General features: G+C 63.5%; 23 protein-coding genes and 1 pseudogene. 11 read left to right on the top strand and 13 right to left on the bottom strand.

Features of this window, described 5'->3' with window-relative positions:
• From AC5XE7_RS18910 to AC5XE7_RS18920, 3 genes and pseudogenes are all read right to left on the bottom strand, one after another.
• Positions 1-138, bottom strand: a pseudogene (locus tag AC5XE7_RS18910) (3-oxoadipyl-CoA thiolase); the annotation flags it as partial.
• Position 139: 1 nt separating this feature from the next.
• Positions 140-811, bottom strand: coding sequence for a 3-oxoacid CoA-transferase subunit B (locus AC5XE7_RS18915; RefSeq protein ID WP_495367259.1), 672 nt, complete (start codon positions 809-811; stop codon positions 140-142).
• Entirely contained in the window at positions 808-1,530 is a 723-nt protein-coding gene (locus AC5XE7_RS18920) for a 3-oxoacid CoA-transferase subunit A (protein WP_495367258.1), read from the bottom strand. Before AC5XE7_RS18920 ends, AC5XE7_RS18915 begins: the two co-directional genes overlap by 4 nt.
• A 136-nt stretch (positions 1,531-1,666) precedes the next feature.
• Here AC5XE7_RS18920 and AC5XE7_RS18925 point away from each other — a divergent pair, with 136 nt between their 5' ends.
• Positions 1,667-2,428 carry an IclR family transcriptional regulator domain-containing protein gene (locus AC5XE7_RS18925; protein WP_495367257.1) on the top strand — a complete coding sequence of 254 codons (762 nt, stop codon included), beginning with the start codon at positions 1,667-1,669 and terminating at the stop codon, positions 2,426-2,428.
• A 66-nt stretch (positions 2,429-2,494) separates the two neighbouring features.
• On the opposite strand, the gene AC5XE7_RS18930 is transcribed toward AC5XE7_RS18925, so the two are convergent.
• Entirely contained in the window at positions 2,495-4,060 is a 1,566-nt protein-coding gene (locus AC5XE7_RS18930; RefSeq protein ID WP_495367256.1) for a 4-hydroxyphenylacetate 3-hydroxylase N-terminal domain-containing protein, read from the bottom strand.
• A gap of 159 nt (positions 4,061-4,219) precedes the next feature.
• On the opposite strand from AC5XE7_RS18930, the gene AC5XE7_RS18935 reads away from it, so the two are divergent.
• The 4 genes from AC5XE7_RS18935 to AC5XE7_RS18950 all read left to right on the top strand — a co-directional run bounded on the left by AC5XE7_RS18935 (position 4,220) and on the right by AC5XE7_RS18950 (position 7,571).
• The gene (locus AC5XE7_RS18935) at positions 4,220-4,846 is read left to right on the top strand and encodes an FAD synthetase (RefSeq protein ID WP_495367255.1); all 627 of its coding nucleotides are present in this window, start codon (positions 4,220-4,222) and stop codon (positions 4,844-4,846) included.
• Complete coding sequence (locus AC5XE7_RS18940) at positions 4,843-5,364, top strand: flavin reductase family protein (RefSeq protein WP_239800673.1); 522 nt, start codon at positions 4,843-4,845, stop codon at positions 5,362-5,364. The genes AC5XE7_RS18935 and AC5XE7_RS18940 overlap by 4 nt, the downstream gene beginning before the upstream one ends.
• Before the next feature lie 16 nt (positions 5,365-5,380).
• Positions 5,381-6,325 carry a LysR family transcriptional regulator gene (locus AC5XE7_RS18945; RefSeq protein ID WP_495367254.1) on the top strand — a complete coding sequence of 315 codons (945 nt, stop codon included), beginning with the start codon at positions 5,381-5,383 and terminating at the stop codon, positions 6,323-6,325.
• 97 nt (positions 6,326-6,422) lie between these two features.
• On the top strand, positions 6,423-7,571 hold the full coding sequence (locus AC5XE7_RS18950; protein WP_495367253.1) for a muconate/chloromuconate family cycloisomerase: 1,149 nt from the start codon (positions 6,423-6,425) through the stop codon (positions 7,569-7,571).
• Here AC5XE7_RS18950 and AC5XE7_RS18955 read toward each other — a convergent pair whose 3' ends face one another.
• Positions 7,572-8,459, bottom strand: coding sequence for a LysR family transcriptional regulator (locus AC5XE7_RS18955; protein WP_495367252.1), 888 nt, complete (start codon positions 8,457-8,459; stop codon positions 7,572-7,574).
• 131 nt (positions 8,460-8,590) lie between these two features.
• On the bottom strand, positions 8,591-9,466 hold the full coding sequence (locus tag AC5XE7_RS18960; protein ID WP_495367251.1) for a dioxygenase family protein: 876 nt from the start codon (positions 9,464-9,466) through the stop codon (positions 8,591-8,593).
• A gap of 256 nt (positions 9,467-9,722) precedes the next feature.
• Here AC5XE7_RS18960 and AC5XE7_RS18965 point away from each other — a divergent pair, with 256 nt between their 5' ends.
• Together AC5XE7_RS18965 and AC5XE7_RS18970 are read left to right on the top strand one after the other, a co-directional pair.
• Positions 9,723-10,109 carry a hypothetical protein gene (locus AC5XE7_RS18965; protein ID WP_495367250.1) on the top strand — a complete coding sequence of 129 codons (387 nt, stop codon included), beginning with the start codon at positions 9,723-9,725 and terminating at the stop codon, positions 10,107-10,109.
• Positions 10,106-10,942 (top strand): alpha/beta fold hydrolase, encoded by an 837-nt coding sequence (locus AC5XE7_RS18970; RefSeq protein WP_495367249.1) that lies wholly within the window; start codon positions 10,106-10,108, stop codon positions 10,940-10,942. The genes AC5XE7_RS18965 and AC5XE7_RS18970 overlap by 4 nt, the downstream gene beginning before the upstream one ends.
• A 29-nt stretch (positions 10,943-10,971) precedes the next feature.
• On the opposite strand, the gene AC5XE7_RS18975 is transcribed toward AC5XE7_RS18970, so the two are convergent.
• The 7 genes from AC5XE7_RS18975 to AC5XE7_RS19005 all read right to left on the bottom strand — a co-directional run bounded on the left by AC5XE7_RS18975 (position 10,972) and on the right by AC5XE7_RS19005 (position 18,135).
• Entirely contained in the window at positions 10,972-12,177 is a 1,206-nt protein-coding gene (locus tag AC5XE7_RS18975; RefSeq protein ID WP_495367248.1) for an NAD(P)/FAD-dependent oxidoreductase, read from the bottom strand.
• 77 nt (positions 12,178-12,254) lie between these two features.
• A complete protein-coding gene (locus tag AC5XE7_RS18980) occupies positions 12,255-13,274 on the bottom strand; it encodes a hypothetical protein (RefSeq protein ID WP_495367247.1) in 1,020 nt (339 codons plus the stop codon).
• Positions 13,275-13,367: 93 nt separating this feature from the next.
• Positions 13,368-13,682, bottom strand: coding sequence for a hypothetical protein (locus AC5XE7_RS18985; RefSeq protein WP_495367246.1), 315 nt, complete (start codon positions 13,680-13,682; stop codon positions 13,368-13,370).
• A complete protein-coding gene (locus AC5XE7_RS18990) occupies positions 13,679-15,973 on the bottom strand; it encodes an FdhF/YdeP family oxidoreductase (RefSeq protein WP_495367245.1) in 2,295 nt (764 codons plus the stop codon). The genes AC5XE7_RS18985 and AC5XE7_RS18990 overlap by 4 nt, the downstream gene beginning before the upstream one ends.
• A 160-nt stretch (positions 15,974-16,133) precedes the next feature.
• Positions 16,134-16,433 carry a DUF6522 family protein gene (locus AC5XE7_RS18995; RefSeq protein WP_495367244.1) on the bottom strand — a complete coding sequence of 100 codons (300 nt, stop codon included), beginning with the start codon at positions 16,431-16,433 and terminating at the stop codon, positions 16,134-16,136.
• Complete coding sequence (locus AC5XE7_RS19000) at positions 16,430-17,671, bottom strand: NnrS family protein (protein ID WP_495367243.1); 1,242 nt, start codon at positions 17,669-17,671, stop codon at positions 16,430-16,432. Before AC5XE7_RS19000 ends, AC5XE7_RS18995 begins: the two co-directional genes overlap by 4 nt.
• Complete coding sequence (locus tag AC5XE7_RS19005) at positions 17,668-18,135, bottom strand: group III truncated hemoglobin (RefSeq protein ID WP_495367242.1); 468 nt, start codon at positions 18,133-18,135, stop codon at positions 17,668-17,670. Before AC5XE7_RS19005 ends, AC5XE7_RS19000 begins: the two co-directional genes overlap by 4 nt.
• Before the next feature lie 399 nt (positions 18,136-18,534).
• Here AC5XE7_RS19005 and AC5XE7_RS19010 point away from each other — a divergent pair, with 399 nt between their 5' ends.
• The 4 genes from AC5XE7_RS19010 to AC5XE7_RS19025 all read left to right on the top strand — a co-directional run bounded on the left by AC5XE7_RS19010 (position 18,535) and on the right by AC5XE7_RS19025 (position 23,065).
• Positions 18,535-19,644 carry a TRAP transporter substrate-binding protein gene (locus AC5XE7_RS19010; protein ID WP_495367241.1) on the top strand — a complete coding sequence of 370 codons (1,110 nt, stop codon included), beginning with the start codon at positions 18,535-18,537 and terminating at the stop codon, positions 19,642-19,644.
• A gap of 616 nt (positions 19,645-20,260) precedes the next feature.
• A complete protein-coding gene (locus tag AC5XE7_RS19015) occupies positions 20,261-21,118 on the top strand; it encodes a crotonase/enoyl-CoA hydratase family protein (RefSeq protein WP_495367240.1) in 858 nt (285 codons plus the stop codon).
• Positions 21,119-21,152: 34 nt separating this feature from the next.
• Positions 21,153-22,058, top strand: coding sequence for a hypothetical protein (locus tag AC5XE7_RS19020; RefSeq protein ID WP_495367239.1), 906 nt, complete (start codon positions 21,153-21,155; stop codon positions 22,056-22,058).
• On the top strand, positions 22,055-23,065 hold the full coding sequence (locus AC5XE7_RS19025; protein WP_495367238.1) for an NAD(P)H-dependent flavin oxidoreductase: 1,011 nt from the start codon (positions 22,055-22,057) through the stop codon (positions 23,063-23,065). The genes AC5XE7_RS19020 and AC5XE7_RS19025 overlap by 4 nt, the downstream gene beginning before the upstream one ends.
• Positions 23,066-23,083: the final 18 nt, after the last annotated feature.

A 23,083-nucleotide genomic window follows, 5' to 3' on the forward strand; every position in this document is an offset into this window, starting at 1 on the left:
CCAGTCGACGGACGCGTTGCGCTCCATCAACGCCTTCAGCGGCACCGCGCCGAGATCGTCGGCGCGCACCGACGACAGCGAACCGCCAAAACGCCCGATCGGCGTGCGGATATAATCGCAGATATAGGCTTCACGCATGTCAGAGCTCCGGAACAGAAAGATCGGCAATGGTTTCCTCGACGACCAGTCCGGCTCCGGTGAGCCCCTGCAATTCGTCAAGACTGATGGCTGCCAGCTTTTCGCGCACAACGAAGCGCTGCGCAACGATGTCGATGACGGCAAGGCTGGTGTAGACGCGCGTCACGCAGCCGACGCCGGTGAGCGGCAGGCTACAGGATTTGACCAGTTTCGGGCGTCCGTCCTTTGTGACGTGATCAGTGATGACGGCCACGCGCTTCGCGCCATGCACGAGGTCCATCGCTCCGCCGACAGCCGGCACGCCCTTCGGCCCGGTGCTCCAATTGGCGAGGTCGCCGGTCTCTGCCACTTCGAAAGCGCCGAGGATCGCGACATCGAGATGGCCGCCGCGCACCATGGCGAAGCTGTCGGCATGGTGGAAGAAGGACGCGCCGGGGTTCAGCGTCACCGCCTTCTTGCCGGCATTGATGAGGTCCCAGTCCTCCTCACCCTCGGGCGGGGATTTGCCGAAATTGAGAATGCCGTTTTCGGTATGGAAGATCGCCTGTTTGCCGGGCGGCTGGTATCTGGCGACCATTTCCGGAAAGCCGATGCCGAGATTGACATAGGCCCCGTCCTCGATGTCCTGCGCTGCGCGCCAGGCGATCTGGGCGTTGGTGAGCTTGGTGGTCATGCGTATTCCACTCCCGCGCGGATCAGCGCTTCTTCCTGAGCCGCTTCGCGAACCTCGACGACACGGTCGACGAAAATGCCGGGCGTCACCACATGTTCGGGCTCGATCTGGCCGGCAGCAACAATTTTCGACGCCTGAACGATGGTGGTGGCAGCCGCCATCGCCATCAGCGGTGAGAAGTTGCGCGCCGCCTTGCGGTAGGTGAGGTTGCCGTGAGGATCGGCCAGTTCGGCCTTGATCAGCGCCACATCGGCCTTCAGCCAGCGTTCCTGCACATAGTTTCTGCCCTCGAACTCAGAGACGGGCTTGCCCTTGGCAAGGTCGGTTCCGTAGGTGGTAGGCGTGTAGAAGGCGGGAATGCCCGCACCGCCGGCGCGGATACGCTCGGCCAGCGTGCCCTGCGGCACCAGCTCCAGCCCGATCTCGCCGGCCAGATATTTTTCCGTGAAGGCGCGCGGATCGGACGAGCGCGGGAACGAACACACCATCTTCGCCACCATGCCTTCGTCGATCATGGCAGCGATGCCGATGCGACCATTGCCGGCATTGTTGTTGATCACCGTCAGGTTCTTCGGGCTTCCGGTGGCGCGAAAGCGGTCGATGAGGGCGTGGATCAGTTCAATGGGGGCGCCCGCGCCCCCGAAACCGCCGATCATCACGGCCATGCCATCCTCGATGCCGGCGATCGCTTCTGGAAGGCCGGCGACTGTCTTGTCCATGTCAGCATCCTTTCCGGACGGGCGAAATGAGGCCGGTCCTGCGCGCGCAGACTAGGCAGCGGCAGCCTCTTCCGGCAATGGCATTTGTGCGATATAGTGTATTTGTTGACTTATCGCACAAATGAAAAGGCAGGGCATGACCATTCAGGAGCGCGACATCATGGGCGGGCTGGCCAAGGGGCTGGCGGTGATCGAAACCTTCACAGCCGAACGCCCCCGCCAGTCGATCGCGGAAGTGGCGGTCGCCTCCGGGCTCGACCGGGCGACGGCGCGGCGCTGCCTGCTCACGCTCGCCCATCAGGGCTATGCCGATTACGATGGCAAGTTCTTCACGCTGAAGCCGCGCGTGCTGCGGCTCGGCACCGCCTGCCTCGCCACCATGCCCCTGCCGCAGCTTGTCCAGCCCCTGCTCGACGCGCTTTCCGAACAGCTCGGCGAAAGCTCCTCCGTGTCGATCCTCGACGGGACCGACATCGTCTACGTGGCCCGGGCTGCGCAGAAGAAGGTGATGTCGATTGCCCTGATGCCGGGCTCGCGCCTGCCGGCCTATTGCACCTCGATGGGGCGGGTGCTGCTTGCGGCCCTGCCCGGCGATCAGGCGCGCGCGCTCCTCTCGGCATTGCCTTTGCCCGCCCGCACCTCGCACACGCTGACCGACCCTGAAGCGATACTGAGCGAACTGGGCCGCGTGAAAAATCAGGGCTATGCGCTGATCGATCAGGAGGTGGAACTGGGGCTGCGCTCCATCGCCGTGCCATTGATCAGCGCGCGGGGCGTCACGGTCGCTGCCGTCAATGTCGGCGTCCCGGCCACGCAGGTCGGCGTGGAAGAACTGGTCCCTCTGTATTTCGAGGCTCTGCGCGGCCTTCAGTTCAACCTGCGCGCCGTTCTCAGATGACGACAAGAGCCCGCCACCGGAAACCGGCGGCGGGCTCTTTCACCTCCAGGCGATGCGAAGCGGAGGCTACTTTCCAGCCAGCGTGTGCAGCGCGTTGACGTCGTTCGGATTGATGAGGTCCTTGGCCACCCAGCCCTTGAGGTCGTATTCGGCCATGCAGCGGCGGGCCATGTCCTGCAGCATTTCAAGCTCGCCGGTCGCCTGCGCGGTCAGCAGCGTCTCGATACGCAGATTGTCCTGATTGCCGGCATAATTGCGCTCGTAGAGTTCGTGGCGTCCGCCGAATTCCGAGCCGATGGCGTCCCACAAAAGCTTGAGCAGCTTCACCCGGTCGATGGCCGCATAGCCGTTGGAGCCGCGCACGAAGCGGTCGAGATAGGGCCGGATTGCCGGGCTGGCGAAATCGGCCGCCGAAGACGGCAGGTAGATCAGGCCGGAGGCGACGTTCTGCTCGATCAGTTCCTTGATCTTCGGATAGGCCATGGCCGCCAGCACGCGATAGGCAAGGCCGTAATTCATGTTGGGCAGGTTGTAGCCATCGGTGCCCTGCCACGGGATCGGCGATTTCACCATCGCATCGGCAAGGCCGTGGAAGGTGTTGCGCCAAGCCAAAGCCTCGCCGACGGCCGCCTGAACCCCGCGGAAGGTGGACGAGCCGGTGGCCTCGACCGCCATGGAGAACAGGCCGGCGATGAAGTCGAGCTTCACCGCGAAGCGCGAGATGCCGTGCAGCGTGAAGCGCGGCACGAAGCCGGAGGCGGGGAAGAAGGCATTCACCTTCTCGGTGTCGCCATAGATGAAGATATTCTCCCATGGCACCAGAACCTTGTCGAAGACGAGGATGGAATCGTTCTCGTCGAGGCGTGACGACAGCGGATAGTCGAAGGGGCTGCCCATGACCGCCGCCTGCGCCTCATAGGACTGGCGGGCGATGAGCTTGACGCCGTCGGCATCCATCGGGACGGTGAAGATCAGCGCGAACTTCTTATCCTTGATGGGAATGCCGTAGTGGGCGATGAAATTGTAGTGCGTGAGCGCCGAGCCGGTGGCCACCACCTTGGCGCCTGATACGACCACGCCGGCATCGGTTTCGCGCTCCACATGCATGAACACGTCCGCCACTTCCTCGATCGGGCGGTCGCGGTCGATCGGCGGGTTGACGATGGCATGGTTCCAGTAGTCCAGCTTCTGCTGGGTGCGGCTGTACCAGCTGCGGGCATTGGCGGCATAGTCGCCATAAAAAGCCGAGTTCGCGCCCAGCGTGCCGAGAAAACTCGCCTTGTAATCCGGTGAACGGCCCATCCAGCCGAAAGCCGGCTGCTGCAGGTCCATAATGGCGTTCTTCGACCTCACCAGATCTTCCGAGGTTTTTGAACCGAGGAAGAAGGGATGAGTGAGCTTGTCCGACCCATTGTCGCAGGTCACGCCGATATCGGCCTTGTTGGCGTGGAAGCGGTCATACCAGCGCGCCACCATGCGCGCCGAATTGCGGAATGCCGGATGCGTCGTCACATCCCTGACGCGCTCGCCATAGATGTAGATCTCGCGGCCGTCGCGGATGCTTTCGAGGAATTCGCTGCCCGTATAGGCGTCTGTCTGGCCGGCGGTGATGTCAGGATTGATCTGGTCCAAGGTTTCCTCCCGTGCTGGATCGGGAAGAACTCTCTCATCACCCTCGCGCTTCCATAAGGTATCGTGCCTTACCTGTGCGGGCATTGCCGCAAGCTGCCTCCTCCGCCAGCCTGAAACCATCGGTGATCATGCCGCCAGCGTCGGGAAGGAGGAGTCCGGATGCCAGCATCGCTATCGCACACCCCGGTTTCAGCACGCCGCGCCAGAGGTGCATACCCCTCGGGTGCATCCATTGCCATCGGCGCCTTTGATGGCGTCCATCTCGGTCATCAGGCGGTGATCAGCGCCATGCTGCGCCGGGCGCGCTCACAGGGGCTGGCAGCTCTCGTTCAGACCTTCGACCCGCTGCCCAAGGTGGCATTCGGGCGGGGCCGGCCGATCTGCCCGCTCTCCGAACGGCTGGCACGCCTTTATGCCCTCGGCGTCGACCGGGTGCATGTGGCGGACTTCACGCCGGACTACGCCGCGCGCCCGGCCGAAGCCTTCCTCGACGATCTGAGCGAAATGGGCGTGCGGGAAGTCTATGTCGGCGAGGATTTCCGCTTCGGTTGCGGCCGCACCGGCGATCTTGCACTGCTGGCCACCCGCTTCTGCGTGACGACGGCCGAGAGCGTCACCTGCCCGCTGGGCGAGCGCATTTCCTCCACCCGCATCCGTGGCCTGCGCGCCAGCGGCCAGCCCGGCGCGGCCCGCGCCCTGCTCGGCCTTCTGCCCGGCGCCTTCGCCCTTGTGCAGGAAGCTGCGGCCCAAAATCTTTCTCCCCTCGATCTGGAGATGTTGTCGTGACCACACTGGCCCCAGCACCTGACGCCCCCGTTCTGGACGCCCCCGTTCTGGACGCCCGCGAATTCCGCAATGCCTGCGGCGGGTTCAGCACCGGCGTGACGGTGATCTCCACCCGCTGCGGCGAAGGCGACCATGCCATGACCGCCAACGCCTTCATGTCGATCTCACTCGATCCGCCGCTGATCGCCATTTCGCTGGCCGATACGGCGCGCATGTTGCCGAGGCTGCGCGCCGCAGGGGCTTTCGCCGTCAGCGTGCTGCGCGAAGGCATGGAGGATATCGCCTGGCATTTCGCCGGCAAGCCGCGCATCGAAGGTGCCGCCCCGTTCTCGGAACTCGGCGGACTGCCCGTCATCGATGAGGCGGCCACGGTGTTCGTTGCCGATGTCCACAGCGAGATGACGGCGGGCGACCATGTCATCGTCGTCGGACATGTGCATTCCATGCGCAGCGATCCGCAGGCGCGCCCCCTGCTTTTCCACGGCGGGCGCTTCGCCTGCCTGCCGGAGGTTGCATAACGATGCCTGGGACGAGATGAGCGCCGAGGATGGTGCCAACACGGCGCAGCCCTTCGACATAAGGCGGCTGCGCTACTTCCTCGCCGTAGCGCGCGAACTGCATTTCGGCCGCGCCGCCGACCGGCTCGGCATCGCCCAGCCGCCGCTGTCGCGCATGATCGCGCAGCTCGAACGCGATCTCGACGTGCAGCTCTTCGACCGCAGCCGCAGCCAGATCGGGCTCACACAGGCGGGCGAACTCCTGAAGACGCGGGCAAGCTACATTACCGAGGAAATCGAGCGTGCCGTGCGCGATGTGCGCCTTGTCGGAAAGGGCGGCTCGGGCGTCTTGCGCGTCTCCTTCGTCGGCTCGGCTACCCACGGCCCCTTCCCCACGCTGATCAGGCGCTTTCGTTGCGCCTTCCCGGAAGTGGATCTGCGGCTCAGCGCCATGAACAATGCCGAGTCCCACGAACAGCTCATCACCCGTGCCATCGACGTGGCCGTGGTGCGGCCCTGCCTCGACGACGCCACCCTGCGCCAGCAGCTTTTCGCGGAAGAGCCACTGGTGGCGGCCCTGCATGAAAACGCCGCCAAGGAGCTTGGCGGTTCTATCCGCCTCGCCGCGCTGAAGGACCAGCCTTTCGTGCTGTTTCCGCGCAAGCCGCGTCCCTGTTTCGCCGACATGGTGCTCGGCCTGTGCGGCGAGGCCGGCTTCCAGCCGCCGCACATCGTGTGGGCCCCGGATTACCAGACCGCCATCAGCCTCGTGGCCGTGGGCGAAGGCATCTCCATCGTGCCGGCCTGTTGCGAGGCCGCGCATCGGCCCGGCGTCAGCTTCTGCCATCTCAGCGACGCGCAGGCCCGCACCCGGCTGTCGATCTGCGCCCGCACCGACAACCAGAGCCCGCAGGTGTTCAAGTTCCTCGACTTCGCCCGTTCCTTCGCGCGCTCCCTCGCCAGCGGGCAGGCAGCGGCATGAGGTGGGCGGTATCGCGTCAGACCTGCCGAGTATTGGACAATCGACCGCACCAGCCCGAAACTCACGGCATTGATTGCACTGAAGAACTGGACGTGACGTGACCACCATTGATCATATCGAAAGCATCATCATCGACGTGCCGACCGTGCGCGGTCATGTCCTGTCGATGACGACGATGATGACCCAGTCGGTCGTTCTCGTGCATGTCCGCTTTTCGGACGGATCGGAAGGCTGGGGCGAAGGCGCATCGATCGGCGGCCTCTCCTACGGCCCCGAAAGCGTGGAAAGCATCAAGCTCGCCGTCGACAGCTACATTGCGCCGGTGCTGCTTGGAAAGGACGCCGACCGCATCGCGGCGGCTTGCGGGCTGATGGCGCGCGCGGTGAAGGGCAATCATGCCGCCCGCGCGGCCGTGGAAACGGCGTTGTGGGACGGGCTAGCGCACCGGCTCGGCACATCGGTGGCGCAGCTTTTCGGCGGCCGCATCCATGAGCGGCTGCCGGTGGCGTGGACGCTTGCTTCCGGCAACAGCGAGACCGACATTGTCGAAGCCGGGCAGATGCTTTCCGAACGCCGGCATCGCGATTTCAAGCTGAAGATCGGCAAGCGCAAGGTGAAGGACGATCTCGCCCATGTCGCGGCCATCGCCCGCGCCGTCGGAGATCGCGGCACCATCCGCGTCGACGTCAATCAGGCGTGGAGCCTGACCGAGGCCCGCTACGGAGTGAAGGGGTTGCAGGAGATCGGCTGCGTGCTGGTCGAACAGCCGGTGCCGCGCGAACGTCTCGACGGCCTGCGCGCCCTTACACAGGGCTACGAGATCGCCATCATGGCCGATGAGGTGCTGCAGGGCCCGGCGGATGCCATGCACGTCGCCTGCGAGCGCGCCGCCGATGTGTTTGCGGTCAAGGTGTGCCAGTCCGGCGGGCTGCTTCCGGCCGCCGAGGTCATCGCCATTGCGCGCGCCGCCGGCATCGGCCTCTATGGCGGTACCATGCTGGAAAGCGGGCTTGGAACTGCCGCTGCCGTGCAGCTCTTCTCCACCGTGCCGGAGCTGGCATGGGGCACGGAGCTGTTCGGCCCGCTGCTTCTGACCGAGGAAATTCTGGCCGAACCGCTGGACTATCGCGACTTTTCCGTCGCGGTTCCCACGGGCCCCGGCATCGGCACCATGCCCGACCCGGACAAGGTGAAATTCTATCGCCGCGACCGCAGCGACAGCCTGCGCGCCGTCGGCGCGCCCTGATCAGACCACCTTGCGCGCCACCTTCTGCGCCAGCGTCACGAAATTGTGGACGTGGATGCCCTGCTCGTCGATGCGGTGATTGACGGAAATGCCGGTGCGAACCGTCAGGCCCGCGATCTCGTGATAGCGCACGCCATGACGCTGCGCCGTGCCGACGGATGCCGGCACCAGCGCCACCCCCTCGCCCACAGAGACCAGTGCGATCGCCGTCTGGAAATCCATGGTGAAGACCCGGCGTGAAATGTCGGCGCCTACGCTTTCGCAGGCTTCGATCACCACATCGGCAAACGAGGGGCGCGGATATTCCGGGTAGAGAATGTAGGAAACAGCCCCAAGCCCGGGCAGAGAAACGGGTCCGGGCGCGGTGATCAGCGCATCGGGTGCGGCCAGCACCAGCGGCTCGTCGATGAGCTTGCGGGTGACAATCTCGCTGTCATTCAGCGCCGGGCGCGCGATGGCGAGGTCGATGTCGCGCCTGATCAGCGAGCGCTGGAGCTGGGCGTTGTTCATCGGCACCAGCGACAGGTTCACTTCCGGCCAGGAGGCGCGGAACGACTTCAGGATCGTCGGCAGCATGCCGTAGGTGGCCGAGCCGACGAAGCCGATGCGCAGGCGCCCCTCCGCGCCCTGTCCGATGCGCCGGATCTCCAGCCTTATGTCGCCAAGCTCTCCCAGCAGGGCCGAGCCGCGCTCATAGAAGCGCTCGCCGGCCTGCGTCAGCGAAATGGCGTTGCGGCCACGGTTGATGAGCTGGGCACCGAGATCGGCCTCGATCTGCTGGATCTGGCGCGACAGCGGAGGTTGCGCCATGCCCAGCCGTTCGGCGGCACGGCCAAAATGCAGCTCCTCGGCAAGGGCGATGAAATATTCGATCTGCTTCAGGTTCATGCATCTGCTCCCTGTGCTCCAAGCTGACGAAATGCCGTGTTGATGGCAAGCCGCGCGTCCGGGCCGGTCCCAACGCAAAATGCCGCGCCCTTCCGGGGCGCGGCATTCATATATGCTTGGGAAGGTGAAGCTTATTCGGCCGCCAGCCTCTGCGCTTCGGCGTGCGGCCGCAGCGTGAAATCGAAGCGGACGTAGAGGTCGGTGTCATCGCCCGGCCGGCCCTTCTCGAACTTCGCGACGAGGCTGTTCTTGACCGCGAACACGGAGTCTTCGTCCAGCCATGGGCTGTCGGCGTCGAAGACCTGACTGACCAGCGTGCGATAACCATCCTTGGCGAGGATGAAGTGGAGGTGGCCCGGCCGGTTCGGGTGATGGCCCATATAGCGGATGAGTTCGCCGGCGGTCTCGTTGTCCGGGATCGGATAGGGCACCGGCCGCACGGCGCGCAGAATGAAATGACCATCCTCATCGGTCTCGAAACGGCCGCGCAGATTGTATTCGGGCTGGTCCGGGTCGTGGTTCTCGTAGAGGCCGTTCGGCGCGTCTTCCCAGATGTCGAGCGTCACGCCGGCCAGCGGCTTGCCTTCCGTGTCGGTGACATAGCCTTCGACGAGTACGGTTTCCTCATCTTCGAAATGCTTCTGCACGGTCGACGCGCCCTTGGGCAGCACCGGCGGATTCTCGCGGTAGAACGGGCCGAGCACGGTGGATTCGCTCTCGCTGCCATCGATCGGATTCGACAGCATGTCGACCAGAACCTCAACGCCCAGAATGTCGCCGAGCAGGATGAATTCCTGACGCTTGTCGTCGCACACCTGGCCGGCCCGGGCGAGGTAATCGCAGGCCTGAAGGAACTCGTGGTGCTGGAGTTTCACATCGCGGCAAAAGCCATGCAGATGCTTAAGAAGCGACGTCATGATCTCGCGCTGGCGCGGCGGGATTTCGCCATGCCTGCCAAGCGAGTCGATGACGGCGTCGGTGACTGTGTCGATGGTTACGTTGCGCATGCCTATCCTCCCGGGTCTGCGATGACGGGCCCTGCCTGCCCGCTGTACCGTCCCAACTATTCACGCCTCCCCCGGCGCCGCCAATGCACCGGCCGGTATCGCCCGATACCCCGTCCTTCCCTGCCCTCCGGCGCCTGCGGCGCGCCGGTATCGGGACATACCCCGACCGGCATTGCCTCGGGGGTGCTGCTGCTCTTGATGGAATGATGCCGCATTGCTTCGGGCAGGTCGATGCGACTCGGAGGACAAACACATCATGCTTGAAACCCTGTTGACGATGCAGAAGCGCCACAACGCCTCGCCGCATATTCTGCGCCTCGGACGGCTGTTTTGCGAAACCGTGCTGATCGAGGTCGAAGACCAGTCGTTCTATCTTCAATTCCGCGACGGGCAACTCATATCGGTCACGCCCGGTCCTTCGGCAAAGACACCGTGGCGCTTCGCTCTGCGCACCGACAGGCAGGCGCTCGAAGCCTTCTGGGAGCCTCTGCCCGCACCCGGTTTTCATGACATCTTCGGCCTGGTGAAGATCGGCCGCGGCCGTATCGACGGCGACATTCTGGCGCTGGTGAAAAACCTGCGCTTCTTCAAGGAGTTCATGGTGCTCGGCCGCCCTGCAGCGAACGGGGAGCAGCCCGCATGAGTTTCGAGCCAATCACCGGACGCTACATAAACATCACCGTCGCCGGGCTCGCGCAGCGCATCTATGTCGAGATGGCCGGCGAAGGCCGTCCGGTCCTGTGCCTGCACACCGCGGGTGCCGACACGCGCCAGTGGCGGTATATTCTCAACGATGCGGAGCTTGCCGCCGGGCACCGCTTCTTCGCCTTCGACATGCCGTGGCACGGCAAATCCCTGCCGCCGCACGGCTTCGAGACTGACGAATATCTGCTCACCACGGAAGCCTATATGGAGACGGTTCTGGCGGTTGCGGATGCGCTTTCGCTGGAGAAGCCCATTCTCGCCGGCTGCTCGATGGGCGGGCGCATCGCGCTCCAGTTCGCTGCACTGCATCCAGAACGCTTTTCGGGCTTCATCGCCATCGAAGCCTCGGATTTCCAGCCGGCCTGGTACGACATCGACTGGTTCCACCGGCCCGACGCGCATGGTGGGGAAATGGGGGCAGCTCTTGTCTCGACCAACATTTCACCTCACGCGCCGCCGGCAGACCGCTGGGCGACGCTGTGGATGTTCATGCAATCCGGCCCCGGCGTGTTCCGTGGCGATCTCTCCTTCTACACGAAGGATGCGAGCCTCATCGAACGGCTGCCCCTCATCGATACCAGCCGAACACCGGTGCATCTGCTGGTGGGCGGTTATGACCTGACTTGCACGCCCGACGATGCGAAACGCACCGCCGACGCCATTGCCGGCGCGACGTTGACGGTCATGCCTGAGCTTGGACATTTCCCGATGTCGGAGCACCCGCAGGCATTCCGGCCCTATTTCATGGATGCACTGAAGCGGATGGGTTAAGCGGCGATCCCGCTTCACCGCCTCTCACTTCACAGGGCAAAAATATCCGCATCGGTATCCTCAGCCCCGGCAAGGCTGGTGCGGATCAGTTCGGCGCCGATGCGGGAGAAGGTGATGCCGTTGCCGCCATAGCCCATCAGGGCAAACAGGCGCGGCTTGCCGGGAACCGGGCCGATCAGAGGCAGGCCGGTCGAAGTGTTGCCGAAGCTGCCCGCCCATGCGAATTCCGGTGTCGGATCGAGGTCGGGAAGCAGCTTTCCAAGCTTTCGGGAAATGCGCTGCGTCTTCTCCTTCAAAAGCGCGTCGCGCTTGTCCTCATCCTCGAATTCCGCATCCTCGCCGCCGCAGATGACGCGACCGTCATGGGTGGTGCGCATGTAGAGATAGGGATCGGAAGCCTCCCAGATCAGTGCTTCACCCGGCCACAATTTCGACTTCGGCTGGCGTCTGGTGGCGATCGCCCAGGTGGAAATGATCTGGTGACGGTCATCGCTGACGACGTCCATCAGCTCATAGCCGGTGGCCAGCACCACATGGTTTGCGGAGATTTCATGGCCCGAGCGCGTCGTGACCTTCACGCCATCACGCCTGTGCACGATCTTCACCGCTTCCTCCGGCGCATGAAGGCGCGCGCCGCGCCGTTGCGCGGAAAGAAGCAGGCCGCCGGTCAGCTTGACCGGATCGAGCGCCAGATTGCCCTGCGACAGGATCGCGCCTGCACGATCGATGCCGAATCCGGAACGGAGCTGCGAGGCGGTAAGATAGCGCGCTGAAAGCCCGGCGGCGGCACGCATTTCAGCTTCCTCGCGCAAGGCCGAGCCCGTCAGCACATTGCCGGCGAGGTAGAGCGTGGGACGCGGCACCATGTGGCAATCGATGCCAAGCTCGGCAATGCGCTCGCGCAGATTGCCGACAGCCAGCCGCGCGCGCCGCCATGCCCGCAGCGCCTTGTCGGCGCCGATCTTTTCCTTCAGCTCGCCCAATGGCGTGTCGACCTCATACTGGATGAGTGCCGTCGTTGCCGGCGTCGATCCGAGCGAGACGCCGCGCCTGTCGATCATCACCACATCATGACCGGCCTCGGTCAGCAGGTCGGCCACCATGGCGGCCGAGATGCCCATGCCGACGATCAGCACATCGGTCGAAACATCCCCGGTCAGTTTCGACTCGACCGGTCTGCGGCTGCGGTAGGACATCCACACGGGAGTGCCGCTTCTGAGGTCAAGCTTGCGCATGAGCCGTCTTCCAATGCTGCGATGACAAATGGAATTCGGGCGCGGGTTCCCTCGGGAAACCCGCGCCCGTCGCCCGATCAGGCGAAGTGGTAGCGGTCGCGGCTGCGCATGCCGAACAGGCCTGCGAAGGACGCGACGGCAGCGCCCACAAGCGAGGCCAGGAAGCCCCACAGTGCCGCGCTGGAGGCGGCGGAGCCGGCGGCATCGGCCTGACGACGGGCTTCCGCTTCCATCTCGTCAAGACGCTGTCGGGCATTGGCGAGCGTCTGTTCGGCCTGATCGATGCGGGTGGTGATTGCATCGCGAGCCTTGGTGTAGGTTTCGACGGCCTTGTCGGCAGCCTGTTCGGCTTCCTCGCGGGTCATGCCGTTGTTGACCAGCCCGGTCACCACGTCGTCACGGTTGATGTCGCCGGCAACGGAATCGACCCGCGCCTTCAGCTTCTTGCCGAGATCTTCGGCGATACGGCCAAAATCACCGGGGTTGAAGGCAAGCTCGCGGCCGGCGCTGGTCACATCCTCGCGTGCCCCTTCAAGAACCGGTTCGAGGTTCTCCGGCTGCAGGGCTTCGATCTGCGTGTTGCGAAGCTGGCTGCGCAGGTCGCGGCGGGTCTGATCGAGATCGAATTCGCCGATCAGCTTGTCATCGACCGCGCCGGCAAGGGTGGACGCCGCACCGCCGGCAGCGTTACCAGCGGCACCCGCCACGCTGCCAGCCGCCGAAGCAACCGAGCCGACGGCCGAAGCCGTGGTGCGCGCGGCACCCGAGATCGCCATGACGCTGAGCACGATCGCCACCAGCATGGCGACCGCCCATGTCAGGAACCCATGGGTGAAACCGGCGTTCCCGGCCAGCCGCCCGGCGACAAAACCGCCGGCCGCAAGGCTGATCAGAACGGCCACCGCCGAGGAAAAGCCGACAGCCATGCCCACGCCTTCAAGAGGATTGCGCGCCTGCGCATCGACCATGCCGAGCCCGAGCGAGGTGGTGAGCATAGAAAGCAGGATGGATACGGCCAGCACGGTGACCGCACCGGCAATGATCGCCCCCCACGAAGCCACGCGCGCATGTTCGTGGGTCGTCGTTACTTCTATCATGTCTGAACTCCACCAGATGTTGCCTTGAGCTGGCTGAACAACCATCACGTGGAAAAGTTCCGTTACGGAGGGTTTACGTTGCGGCAAAACCGTTCAGGAGGGCGGAATTCCAAACGCGGCAAGCAGGCGCGCACCTTCGGGCCCGGGTTCGTAGAAAGTCCGCATCGTGCGGGCATCGCGTCTCGTGACGCTGAGCAGTTCACCGGTTTCTTCGAGCGCCGTGATCTCGCGCAGCACCAGCGCATGCTCGATGTCGAGCAGACGCGAAAAGCTGCGGCTGTCGCGGGCGATACCGAGATGATGTGCGGCCAGAATCCCCGCCTGCAGGGGACTGAGGCGCGCTTCCAGCCGCATCAGCCGTTCGGTGGTATCGACGAAGGCTTCGGCGTCCGGCTCCGTGCGCGTCACGCCGCCTCTGGAAGACGGAATGTCACCATGACGGATTTCGAGGTCGGCGTGTCGCTTTCCTCGCCGGCGCTGCCCAGCGGCACAAGAACGTTGAGCTCGGGATAGTAGCCGGCGATGCTGCCGCGTGGAATGTCATAAGGCACGAAGCGGAAGCTCGGCGCCACGCGCTCGATGCCGTCGTCATGCACGCCGACCACGTCGACCCGGTCACCCGCCTCCGCACCCATCTCGCTCAGATCCTGCGGGTTGATGAAGATCACCTGGCGCTCGCCATAGACGCCGCGATAGCGGTCGTCGAGCCCGTAGACGGTGGTGTTGTACTGGTCGTGCGAGCGGAATGTCTGCAAGGCAAAGCGATTGTTTTCACGCCGAGCCCGCTGGTGCACGGTCTCCAGCGGCAGCGGCCCGGCGAAGAAGGTGGCCTTGCCGGCCGGCGTGTTCCATTCCCGATGGGCGGCACTGTTGCGCAGATGGAAGCCGCGCGGCTTGCGCAGGCGCTTGTTGTAGTCCTCGAAGCCGGGAATGGTGGCGGCGATATGGTCGCGGATGCGGTCATAGTCCTCAGCCAGCGCCATCCAGTCCACCTTGGCGGAACCGACGGTGGCGGCGGCAATGCCGGCGATGATCGCCACTTCGGAGCGCAGATGGCGCGAAGCGGGGCGGTTGATGCCGCCCGATCCGTGCACCATGCTCATGGAATCCTCGACGCTGACGAGCTGGGACTGTCCCTGCGCGTTGACGTCCATCTCGGTGCGGCCGAGGCAGGGCAGGATGAAGCTGACCTCGCCCGGCATGAGATGCGAATGATTAGGCTTGGTGGCGATGTGGACGGTGAGCTTCTGCTTCGCCAGTGCCTTGGAAACCAGCGCGCTGTCCGGCGTTGCGCGGGCGAAGTTGCCGCCGAGGCCGATGAAGGCCTGCGCAGAGCCGTCGAGCATGGCGCCGATGGCCGCCAGAACATTATGCCCGTCCTTGCGCGGGGCGGTGAAGCCGAACTCCTTTTCCAGCGCATCGAGGAAAGCCGCCGGCGGCTTCTCGTTGATGCCGACGGTGCGGTCGCCCTGCACGTTGGAATGGCCGCGCACCGGGCACAGCCCCGCTCCCGGCCGGCCGACATTACCGCGCAGAAACATGAAATTGGAAATCTCGCGGATGGTGGCCACCGAATGCAGATGCTGGGTCACGCCCATGGCCCAGGTGCAGATGACCCGATCGGCGCTCATGTAGACTTCCGCCGCCCGCTCGATCTCGGCGCGCGTCAGGCCGGACTGGTCCTCGATCTCGTCCCAGCCGGTGGCCTCGACCGCGCGGCGATAATCCCCGAAGCCCGCGCAATGTTCGGCAAGGAAGGCATGGTCGAGAATGGAAGGTCGGCCGGCCGCCACGGCCGCATCCTCGGCCGCCAGAACCACCTTGGCCATGCCGCGCACGGCAGCCATGTCGCCGCCCAGCGCGGGCTGGAAATAGTGGCTGGCAATGTCGGTGGAGCCGCCGCGGATCATCTCGATCTTGTCCTGCGGATCGGAGAACCGCTCCAGACCGCGCTCGCGGATCGGGTTGAAGACGACGATGCGCGCACCGCGCATGGCCGCACGCCGCAGGTCGCCCAGCATGCGCGGGTGGTTGGTGCCGGGGTTCTGGCCGATGACGAAGATGGCGTCGGCCTCCTCGAAATCCTCAAGCAGAACCGTGCCCTTGCCGACGCCTATCGACTGCCTGAGGCCAACGCCGCTCGCCTCGTGGCACATGTTCGAGCAATCGGGGAAATTGTTCGTGCCATACATGCGCACGAAGAGCTGGTAGAGATAGGCCGCCTCGTTGCTGGCCCGGCCCGAGGTGTAGAACTCGGCGCGGTCGGGAGTGTCCAGCCCGCGCAGGATGGTGCCGATCTCGGCGAAAGCCTGTTCCCAGTCGATCGGCAGGTAACGGTCGCTGGCCGCGTCGTAGCGCATGGGATGGGTGAGCCGGCCGTTGAGCTCCAGCTCATAGTCGGTCAGCGCACGCAGATCCGTCACCGTATGGGCGGCGAAGAATTCCGGCGTGGCACGCTTTTCCGTCGCCTCCCAGGCAACAGCCTTGACGCCGTTCTCGCAGAACTCGAAGGAGGAGCCGTGCTCCGGATCGCCCCACGCGCAGCCGGGGCAGTCGAAGCCGTCCGGCTGATTGGCCTTGAGCATGGTGCGCGCGCCGGTCAGCGGCGAACCGCTGGCCAGCAGCTTCTTGCCGCAGCTTTTCAGAGCACCCCAGCCGCCGGCGGCAGCCGATTTCTTGCCGATGAATGTCGTAACCATGCCTTATAGATCGTGCATCCGGACGATGCGTCAAGGCGGCTGACCTAATGGTACGATAGGAGTTTTCTATTGAAAATAGGCTGGAGAAACAACCAGCTACCGCAAAAACGATGCTTTTGGCGGCATGGTGCGAACGAGCATCAGCCGCCTGATTGCGCGCTCACGCTCCCGCCGGCCTTCCACTGCGCAGGGGTACGAACTCGAGGTGCTCGTCGGAAATCGCGCCATCCGGACCGACGATGGCCTGCCACCTACGGTTGCCGCAGCGCACGGTGAGCCGCCATTTGCCTTCATCGTCGCCCTCGCCGCGCTCGACGGTGCTGGCCACCATGCCGCGCCGCATGAAATCGCGCAGGGTTTCGGCCGGCCAGCCGAAATGCTTCGCCAGCAGATCGGCGTCGAGGGTAAATGCGCCGGCTGCGTCGCGCGCCACGAGACGATGTCGGACTAAGGCGGTCATGCAGGTCTTCCCGGCGGTTGCGAGGCCTGCCTGGGTTTCAGTTTCGGCTGCAGCAACATGCCTCCATAGCGCAGGCAAAAGCCGAAAAAAGCAAGTGCCCACAAGCCGGCCGACAAGTGCAGAAGACCGATCTCGTCCGGCATGAAAGCGGCAATGATGCGCGCCAGCGCGGCAAGCACGATCGCCGCATAGATCAGTCGGGTCGGCACATCGGCCCGGAGGTCACGCCCGGTATGACCGAGCGTCGCGCGGGTCATCACGGCCAGCGTCATGGTGCCGATGGCGCCGACGCCAAACGCGTGAAGGGCGGCAACCGCCGGAACGCTGGCCGGGTCGAGCGCCGAGATTCCGGCCAGCAGCAACCCGGCAGGCACGAAGAGGTAGCCGAGGTGCAGGATCAGCACCAGCGGATCGCGCAGGGTGCGGTCTCCCGCCCAGCGGGCAAGGCGGGCGAGATGAAGAACCCCGGCCAGGCACAGGATAAGGCCCGCCATCATGCCATCTGGAGCAACCGTCCACAAAAGCAGGGCAATGGCGCAGATCAGCAGCGTGATCTTGTCGAAGCCGTTGAAAGGAACCGGCAGCCGGCCGGGATTCTCACGCACCATCCAGTTGCGGGTGAAGCTGGGGATGATGCGTCCCCCTATGATGACGATCAGCATCACGGCAGCGCCGATCGCCAATCTGCGCGCGTAGTCGCTGGAGCCGCCAAGGCCCGCTTCGACGTGGAACAGCACGTTGGCCAGCAGGAACACGGTGACGGGAACCAGCACCATGAGGTTGCGCCAGTTGCGCCCGGCGACGATCTCCTTCGCCGCGGAAGCGGCAACGGAGACGAGGAACGCGCAGTCGATGATCGCAGCGGCGATCCAGCCGATCTCGGCGGAGAAGAAGACGGCGAAGCGACCTGCCAGCCACAAAAGCACCAGCGCCAGCAGCGGTGCGCCCCGCACCGGCAGGCGGCCGGTCCAGTTGGGAATGGCGGTGAGCAGGAAGCCGGTGATGATGGCCGCCAGATAGCCAAACATGGTTTCGTGAACATGCCAGTCCACCGGCGTAAATGTGCTGGAGGTCTCGATGGTGCCGCTGAAGATCGGCAACCATGCCAGAACGACCAGACCCGCATAAAGCGCACCGAGCAGGAAGAACGGCCGGAACCCGTAGGATAGCAGGGCGGGCCACTCGCCTCCGCGTCTCTCTCCTACGCCGAGTGGCAGATGCTTCGCGCGGGCCGTCATGACAGCGTGTCCTCAAGGATGGGCCGGATTTTCAGCGAATCCTCCCCATGGTGGAAAGCAATGGCCAGCCGAAAGGAATGCGCGACGCGCATGGCCCTGTCCATGAACAGCGCCGCCACCTCCGGCGGGCAAAGCTTGCGAACGGTCGCCCTGAACAGGGTGAGCCAGCGCCGGAAATGCGCCTCACCAAGTCCCGGGAGCCTTAGATGAGGCGCCAGAGGGCGGCCATCGTAGCGGCCGGTGCGCAAAAGGGTTGCCGACCAGAAGTCACACATCTTGTCCAGATGGTGAGGCCACTCCTCCGGCGCGATTGCGCCCATGAAAATCGGCCCCAGCAATACGTCCTTGCGGATTTCATCGTAGAATCCGTGAACGACCGCGACGATCATCTTCTCGTCCAGAACCTCGGGCAGCGGCTTGCCATCCACGACGATGGTGCGTTGCGGGGCGGGGCGTCCCTTCATACCGAATTCTCCATGCCCGCTCCTGCGGCTTCACCTGCGGCATCGGCGCCGGCAATGTTTTCGCTCCCGCAAGGCCTGCGGGTGCACGGACCCGGTCATCCGTCTCACCGCTTTCCTATTAATGGCGCCTGATGTGGCCGAATACAACAAGTGCAACGCGTGTGGGACTTTGTGTCTCGCCGGTCGTGAACTGGCAAAAACTTCAACACAGCAGCCTGCCGGCCATTTCATACTATAGTCGAAGGTCTCATCCTGATCGATCGCCCGACAGCCCTTGGCGCTGGACTCGATATTGACCGCGTGTAATGTCTTGCCGAAAGCTGGCCTGACAAATCAAATACTTCCTTTCGGAGGTATTCGTTGCAGGCTGGTGCAGCATCAGGAAAGGGAGGAGAATTTATGGATCGCCGTTCATTCATCAGGAAGGCCGGCACGACCGGCGTGGGAGCCGTTGCCGCCGGTGCGGCACTTGCCACCCCGGCCATTGCCCAGAGCAACCCGAAGATCACATGGCGGCTCGCCTCCTCCTTCCCGAAATCGCTGGAAACCGTTTATGGCGGCGGCGAGGTGATGGCGAAGATGCTGTCGGAAGCAACCGACGGCAATTTCCAGATTCAGGTCTTCGCCGCCGGCGAGCTGGTGCCCGGCCTGCAGGCCGCAGACGCTGCCAGCACCGGCACCGTCGAGGTGGCGCACACGGTGGGCTACTATTACTGGGGCAAGGACCCGGCATGGGCGCTGGGTTCCGACGTGCCGTTCTCGCTCAACGCGCGCGGCCGCAATGCCTGGCACTATCATGGCGGAGGCATCGAGCTTTACAACGAATTCCTCGCCAAGCAGAACCTGTTCGGCCTGCCCGGCGGCAATACCGGAACCCAGATGGGCGGCTGGTTCCGCAAGGAAATCAACACGCTCGACGACCTCAAGGGCCTCAAGATGCGCATTGCCGGCTTTGCCGGAGCGGTGGTGGAGAAGCTCGGCGTCGTGCCGCAGCAGCTTGCCGGCGGCGATGTCTATCCGTCGCTTGAAAAGGGCACCATCGACGCCGCCGAATGGGTCGGCCCCTATGACGACGAGAAGCTCGGCTTCCACAAGGTCGCGCCCTATTACTACTATGCCGGCTGGTGGGAAGGCGGCCCGACCGTCCACTTCATGTTCAACAAGGACAAGTACGAGGAACTGCCGGCCGCCTACAAGGCGATGCTGCACACCGCCTGCCGCGCGGCGGATGCCGACATGCTGCAGAGATACGATTACCTGAACCCGAAGGCGCTGCGCTCGCTGGTCGCCAATGGCGCGCAGCTTCGCCCCTTCAATCAGGAAATCCTTTCGGCCTGCTTCGATGCCGCCAGCGAGATTTACACGGAGATGAGCGCCAAGAACGAGGAATTCAGGAAGATCTGGGAGTCGATGGCCGCATTCCGCAAGGATCACTATTTGTGGGCGCAGGTGGCCGAATACAATTTCGACACCTTCATGATGGTGCAGCAGCGCGCCAACAAGCTCTGACGGCAACCAGCCAAAGGCAAAAAAACCCGGGGCAAGGCCCCGGTTTTTTGTTTGCGGCTTGCCTCGCGAACCGATCCGAGCCTTTTGCGATCCAACCGGATGGTAATAACCCGCGGCAGCAGCACGCAATGGAACGCGCCCCCGATACCGGCCAAGTTGCCACAAGAGCACTGAATTTGGGGAAGCTCCTACAGAGCCCGTTATTAGGGCCGAAGTCATTCCACCTACACCCGCCTGCCGCCCCGAGATATCCTGTGCATTTGCGCGCTGCTCACCGTAAATGGCGGGCGAGGCGAAGCTCGCTTGCTGGCTAAACCGCAGACCAGATGCAACTTTGAAAACCTTCCAGTGAAAAACGCCCGAAGGCAGACACCGAAGCAAACCGGTATCTTATGTCGATTGTTGACAGATGACTGAGTTACTGGTCTTTTGCGCACATGTTTCGATGACTGATCACAGGTCGGGCAATCAGCTGCCTTACCTCCTGGCCTGAAGGCTTCGAGGCAGAGTGTCGGCCTGCGTTTGACATTGTTCGGCAAACCTCGGCCATGAAATCGTACGCAGCTCACAGCACGGAGCTGCATTTGCTGGATGTGCAGTGGAGGAACCGCGCAAAATGCCTGAATTCAACACAATGGATCTGTCCATCAAAGGCGGCGTGGCGGAAGTCACATTCAATCGTCCGGAGCAGATGAACACATTCAGCGCAGCGATGGCGGATGACTTCTATCGTTTACTGGATTTCACCGATGCCGATGACGAGGTGCGTGCAATCATCGTAACCGGTTCCGGCCGTGCCTTCTGTGCGGGCGCGGATCTTGGCAACAAGGGCGCCACCTTCGATTACGAAAAGCGCGGAGAGAAACTCGAAGGACACCGCGACCGCGGCGGGCAGGTCACGTTACGCATTTTCGAGAGCCTCAAGCCGATCATCTGCGCGGTCAACGGTGCGGCTGTCGGAATCGGCGCGACGATGCAACTGGCGATGGATGTTCGTCTCGCCTCGTCGGCGGCAAAGTTCGGATTTGTTTTCGCCCGTCGCGGTATTACGCCTGAAGCCTGTTCGTCATGGTTTCTACCCCGGATTGTCGGCATCTCCACCGCGCTGGAATGGTCGTATACCGGGCGCGTCTTCGGCGCTGCCGAAGCGCTGGACAGAGGGCTTGTCAGATCCCTCTACGAGCCGGATGAGTTGCTGTCGGCAGCGCGCGCTCTCGCTGCCGAAATTGCCAGCAACTCGGCTCCCGTATCCGTTGCCATGATCAGGCAGATGATGTGGCGTCTGGCCGCGACCGATCACCCCATGGAAGCGCATAAGATTGACAGTCGAGCCATCGCTCAACGTGGCAAGTCCGAAGATGCGCGGGAGGGTATCGCGGCGTTTCTGGAAAAGAGACCAGCAGTATTCCCCAACAGAGTATCGTCCGATATGCCGGACGTCTTCCCGTGGTGGCCCGAACGGACCTTCAGCTGAGGAGGATTTCATGAATTGCTGGTTTGAAACTCCTTTGCAGGAAGACGATGGGGAGATTTCGGGGCCGCTGCGAACACCTCTTCAGATGCTCGGCGCCCAGAGCTATGACGCTCATGCCTCCATTCACGATGACAGCACGGCGCAAAAGCTGGGCTTCAAGGCCGGGACCATCGAAGGTCCGACGCATTTCAGTCAGTTCGACCCGATCGGCGTGAAATTTTTTGGCGATGCGTGGTTCACTCATGGCTGTGTTTCAGCCCATTTCCGGCATCCCGCCTTTGAAGGTGACAGGCTCCGCGCTTTCGCCCGGCGTGATCCGCAGGAACCGGCGCGCGCCTCTATCCGGCTGATGCATGAAGACGGGCGCGAGATGCTGACAGGGTCTCTTTCCGTTGGTCCCCGACACCCGCAAACCGCACTGGACACGCGTCTGGCCAATCTCTCACCACTTAAAAATCCAATCATACTGGCGGATGTCCGCCCCGGTATGACACGGCCCCGTCAGCCTGTGATGATGGCGCGCGACCAGCATATGGGACATCTGTATCCGTTTTCGCTTGCACAGAAACTGGAGCGCATCACCGAACCTTCACCGGCTTATGCGGATGGCAATACATGGGGAGGAGCCATCATCCCCTTCGAGATGCTGAGCGTGTTGTTTTGCTATACGAACAAGGACGATCCGTTCCCGGTCAGGGGACCGGCGGTCGGCCTTTTTGTGGATGAGGAAATCAGACTGCTGGACGGGCCTGTCTACGCCGGTAAACCCTATGAAGTAGAGAGGGAAGTCGTCGCACTTTCCGGCAGCCGACGCACGGAAAGCATGTGGGTCCGTTCCACGCTATATCCAGTCGGGAAGACAAAGCCGGTGGCCACGATGCTCCTGAACCTCGCCAGCCTGAAATCATCCTATCACGGCTATGAGGAGTCGGTCGCATGACATCGTTGGAAAATCGTTTCACCCGCATGTTCGGAATCCAGCATCCCATCGTTCAGGGTGGCATGCAGTGGGTGGGACGAGCCGAACTGGTTTCGGCCGTCGCCAATGCCGGCGCGCTGGGTTTCATCACCGCCCTTACCCAGCCGACACCGGAAGCGCTGGCACAGGAAATCCGCCGCTGCCGCGACATGACGGATCGTCCCTTTGGCGTCAATCTGACGACGCTTCCCACCATCAACCCGCCTCCTTATGCAGAATACCGCGACGCATTGATCTCCGAAGGGGTGAAGATCGTCGAAACCGCCGGGAACCGGCCGACCGAACATCTTGAATCCTTCCGGGCGGCGGGGGTGAAGGTCATCCATAAATGCACATCGGTCAGACATGCCCTTTCGGCCGAGCGAATGGGCGTCGACGCCATTTCGATCGACGGTTTCGAATGTGCCGGCCATCCGGGTGAAGACGACATTCCCGGCCTGATCCTCATTCCGGCAGCGACGCGGAAACTGTCGATCCCGGTGATCGCATCGGGCGGCTTCGCAGATGGCAAGGGGCTCGTTGCGGCACTAGCGCTGGGCGCCGAAGGCATAAACATGGGCACGCGCTTTCTTTGCACGCAGGAAGCCCCGGTTCACGAAGCGGTAAAGGCTCGGATCGTGGAGGCTGACGAGCGTGCCACCGATCTGATTTTCCGGACCTTGCGCAATACGTCGCGCGTGCAGCGCAATGCCGTGAGCATGGAAGTGGTCGAGCGGGAAAAGCAGGGCGCGACCTTCGAGCAGATCAGGGAGCTAGTCGCGGGCCAGCGCGGCAGGAAGGTCTACGAGACCGGCGATCTCGAGTATGGTGTCTGGTCTGTCGGCCTTGTGCAGGGCCTCATCCACGACGTGCCCACGGTCGGGGAGCTTGTCGAGCGCATCATGTCCGAAGCGCGGGAGATCGTGGCGAACCGTTTGCCCGGACTGCTTGCGTCATCGGCGCAACCGGTTACCGCAGCCGCTGAGTAAGCCACCCGAAACAAAAAA

Source organism: Aquamicrobium sp. YD-1-mutant5 (assembly GCF_059509755.1).

What these genes read in the sequence shown, in the direction of transcription:
- AC5XE7_RS19015 (WP_495367240.1), top strand. Translation starts at nt 20,261, where the DNA reads ATGCCTGAATTCAACACAATGGATCTGTCCATCAAAGGCGGCGTGGCG.
- AC5XE7_RS18960 (WP_495367251.1), bottom strand. Translation starts at nt 9,466, where the DNA reads ATGCGCAACGTAACCATCGACACAGTCACCGACGCCGTCATCGACTCG.
- AC5XE7_RS19010 (WP_495367241.1), top strand. Translation starts at nt 18,535, where the DNA reads ATGGATCGCCGTTCATTCATCAGGAAGGCCGGCACGACCGGCGTGGGA.
- AC5XE7_RS18965 (WP_495367250.1), top strand. Translation starts at nt 9,723, where the DNA reads ATGCTTGAAACCCTGTTGACGATGCAGAAGCGCCACAACGCCTCGCCG.
- AC5XE7_RS18975 (WP_495367248.1), bottom strand. Translation starts at nt 12,177, where the DNA reads ATGCGCAAGCTTGACCTCAGAAGCGGCACTCCCGTGTGGATGTCCTAC.
- AC5XE7_RS18925 (WP_495367257.1), top strand. Translation starts at nt 1,667, where the DNA reads ATGACCATTCAGGAGCGCGACATCATGGGCGGGCTGGCCAAGGGGCTG.
- AC5XE7_RS19025 (WP_495367238.1), top strand. Translation starts at nt 22,055, where the DNA reads ATGACATCGTTGGAAAATCGTTTCACCCGCATGTTCGGAATCCAGCAT.
- AC5XE7_RS18990 (WP_495367245.1), bottom strand. Translation starts at nt 15,973, where the DNA reads ATGGTTACGACATTCATCGGCAAGAAATCGGCTGCCGCCGGCGGCTGG.
- AC5XE7_RS18920 (WP_495367258.1), bottom strand. Translation starts at nt 1,530, where the DNA reads ATGGACAAGACAGTCGCCGGCCTTCCAGAAGCGATCGCCGGCATCGAG.
- AC5XE7_RS18980 (WP_495367247.1), bottom strand. Translation starts at nt 13,274, where the DNA reads ATGATAGAAGTAACGACGACCCACGAACATGCGCGCGTGGCTTCGTGG.
- AC5XE7_RS19000 (WP_495367243.1), bottom strand. Translation starts at nt 17,671, where the DNA reads ATGACGGCCCGCGCGAAGCATCTGCCACTCGGCGTAGGAGAGAGACGC.
- AC5XE7_RS18995 (WP_495367244.1), bottom strand. Translation starts at nt 16,433, where the DNA reads ATGACCGCCTTAGTCCGACATCGTCTCGTGGCGCGCGACGCAGCCGGC.
- AC5XE7_RS19005 (WP_495367242.1), bottom strand. Translation starts at nt 18,135, where the DNA reads ATGAAGGGACGCCCCGCCCCGCAACGCACCATCGTCGTGGATGGCAAG.
- AC5XE7_RS18915 (WP_495367259.1), bottom strand. Translation starts at nt 811, where the DNA reads ATGACCACCAAGCTCACCAACGCCCAGATCGCCTGGCGCGCAGCGCAG.
- AC5XE7_RS18970 (WP_495367249.1), top strand. Translation starts at nt 10,106, where the DNA reads ATGAGTTTCGAGCCAATCACCGGACGCTACATAAACATCACCGTCGCC.
- AC5XE7_RS18935 (WP_495367255.1), top strand. Translation starts at nt 4,220, where the DNA reads ATGCCAGCATCGCTATCGCACACCCCGGTTTCAGCACGCCGCGCCAGA.
- AC5XE7_RS18955 (WP_495367252.1), bottom strand. Translation starts at nt 8,459, where the DNA reads ATGAACCTGAAGCAGATCGAATATTTCATCGCCCTTGCCGAGGAGCTG.
- AC5XE7_RS18945 (WP_495367254.1), top strand. Translation starts at nt 5,381, where the DNA reads ATGAGCGCCGAGGATGGTGCCAACACGGCGCAGCCCTTCGACATAAGG.